The following is a 2,972-nucleotide window of genomic DNA, read 5'->3' on the forward strand; positions in this document are numbered from 1 at the left end:
ATGCGAATTTTCGGCGAATGTCGTCTTCACAGTATAACCAGATTGCTTGGGGTTATATGGTCAAGTGAAGAAGCGCATACGGTGGATGCCTTGGCAGTCAGAGGCGATGAAAGACGTGGTAGCCTGCGATAAGCTTTGGGGAGTCGGCAAACAGACTGTGATCCAGAGATCTCTGAATGGGGGAACCCACTCAGCATAAGCTGAGTATCTTGTACTGAATACATAGGTGCAAGAGGCGAACCAGGGGAACTGAAACATCTAAGTACCCTGAGGAAAAGAAATCAACCGAGATTCCCTTAGTAGTGGCGAGCGAACGGGGACCAGCCCTTAAGTTGATTTGAGATTAGTGGAACGCTCTGGAAAGTGCGGCCATAGTGGGTGATAGCCCCGTACACGAAAATCTCTTATCAATGAAATCGAGTAGGACGGAGCACGAGAAACTTTGTCTGAATATGGGGGGACCATCCTCCAAGGCTAAATACTACTGACTGACCGATAGTGAACCAGTACCGTGAGGGAAAGGCGAAAAGAACCCCGGAGAGGGGAGTGAAATAGAACCTGAAACCGTATGCGTACAAGCAGTGGGAGCCTACTTTGTTAGGTGACTGCGTACCTTTTGTATAATGGGTCAGCGACTTATATTCAGTGGCGAGCTTAACCGAATAGGGGAGGCGTAGCGAAAGCGAGTCTTAATAGGGCGTTTAGTCGCTGGGTATAGACCCGAAACCGGGCGATCTATCCATGGGCAGGTTGAAGGTTAGGTAACACTGACTGGAGGACCGAACCGACTACCGTTGAAAAGTTAGCGGATGACCTGTGGATCGGAGTGAAAGGCTAATCAAGCTCGGAGATAGCTGGTTCTCCTCGAAAGCTATTTAGGTAGCGCCTCATGTATCACTGTAGGGGGTAGAGCACTGTTTCGGCTAGGGGGTCATCCCGACTTACCAAACCGATGCAAACTCCGAATACCTACAAGTGCCGAGCATGGGAGACACACGGCGGGTGCTAACGTCCGTCGTGAAAAGGGAAACAACCCAGACCGTCAGCTAAGGTCCCAAAGTCATGGTTAAGTGGGAAACGATGTGGGAAGGCTTAGACAGCTAGGAGGTTGGCTTAGAAGCAGCCACCCTTTAAAGAAAGCGTAATAGCTCACTAGTCGAGTCGGCCTGCGCGGAAGATGTAACGGGGCTCAAACCATGCACCGAAGCTACGGGTATCATCTTATGATGATGCGGTAGAGGAGCGTTCTGTAAGCCTGTGAAGGTGAGTTGAGAAGCTTGCTGGAGGTATCAGAAGTGCGAATGCTGACATGAGTAACGACAATGCGAGTGAAAAACTCGCACGCCGAAAGACCAAGGTTTCCTGCGCAACGTTAATCGACGCAGGGTTAGTCGGTCCCTAAGGCGAGGCTGAAAAGCGTAGTCGATGGAAAACAGGTTAATATTCCTGTACTTCCAGTTATTGCGATGGAGGGACGGAGAAGGTTAGGCCAGCCTGGCGTTGGTTGTCCAGGTTTAAGGTGGTAGGCTGAAATCTTAGGCAAATCCGGGATTTCAAGGCCGAGAGCTGATGACGAGTTGCCTTTAGGCGACGAAGTGGTTGATACCATGCTTCCAAGAAAAGCTCCTAAGCTTCAGATAACTGGGAACCGTACCCCAAACCGACACAGGTGGTTAGGTAGAGAATACCAAGGCGCTTGAGAGAACTCGGGTGAAGGAACTAGGCAAAATGGCACCGTAACTTCGGGAGAAGGTGCGCCGGCGAGGGTGAAGGACTTGCTCCGTAAGCCCATGCCGGTCGAAGATACCAGGCCGCTGCGACTGTTTATTAAAAACACAGCACTCTGCAAACACGAAAGTGGACGTATAGGGTGTGACGCCTGCCCGGTGCCGGAAGGTTAATTGATGGGGTTAGCGCAAGCGAAGCTCTTGATCGAAGCCCCGGTAAACGGCGGCCGTAACTATAACGGTCCTAAGGTAGCGAAATTCCTTGTCGGGTAAGTTCCGACCTGCACGAATGGCGTAACGATGGCGGCGCTGTCTCCACCCGAGACTCAGTGAAATTGAAATCGCTGTGAAGATGCAGTGTATCCGCGGCTAGACGGAAAGACCCCGTGAACCTTTACTATAGCTTTGCACTGGACTTTGAATTTGCTTGTGTAGGATAGGTGGGAGGCTTTGAAGTGGGGACGCCAGTTCTCATGGAGCCATCCTTGAAATACCACCCTGGCAACTTTGAGGTTCTAACTCAGGTCCGTTATCCGGATCGAGGACAGTGTATGGTGGGTAGTTTGACTGGGGCGGTCTCCTCCCAAAGAGTAACGGAGGAGTACGAAGGTGCGCTCAGACCGGTCGGAAATCGGTCGTAGAGTATAAAGGCAAAAGCGCGCTTGACTGCGAGACAAACACGTCGAGCAGGTACGAAAGTAGGTCTTAGTGATCCGGTGGTTCTGTATGGAAGGGCCATCGCTCAACGGATAAAAGGTACTCCGGGGATAACAGGCTGATACCGCCCAAGAGTTCATATCGACGGCGGTGTTTGGCACCTCGATGTCGGCTCATCACATCCTGGGGCTGAAGCCGGTCCCAAGGGTATGGCTGTTCGCCATTTAAAGTGGTACGCGAGCTGGGTTTAGAACGTCGTGAGACAGTTCGGTCCCTATCTGCCGTGGACGTTTGAGATTTGAGAGGGGCTGCTCCTAGTACGAGAGGACCGGAGTGGACGAACCTCTGGTGTTCCGGTTGTCACGCCAGTGGCATTGCCGGGTAGCTATGTTCGGAAGAGATAACCGCTGAAAGCATCTAAGCGGGAAACTTGCCTCAAGATGAGATCTCACTGGGATCTTGAATCCCCTAAAGGGCCGTCGAAGACTACGACGTTGATAGGTTGGGTGTGTAAGCGCTGTGAGGCGTTGAGCTAACCAATACTAATTGCCCGTGAGGCTTGACCATATAACACCCAAGCAATTTGCT

Annotated in this window: 1 rRNA gene; it reads left to right on the forward strand. The window is 51.6% G+C overall.

The annotated features are described in order from the left end of the window. Positions 1-58 precede the first annotated feature (58 nt). A 23S ribosomal RNA gene (locus ABE456_RS28375) occupies positions 59-2,951 on the forward strand. Positions 2,952-2,972: the final 21 nt, after the last annotated feature.

It is taken from the genome of Pseudomonas sp. TWI929 (genome assembly GCF_039673335.1).
Lineage (GTDB): Bacteria > Pseudomonadota > Gammaproteobacteria > Pseudomonadales > Pseudomonadaceae > Aquipseudomonas.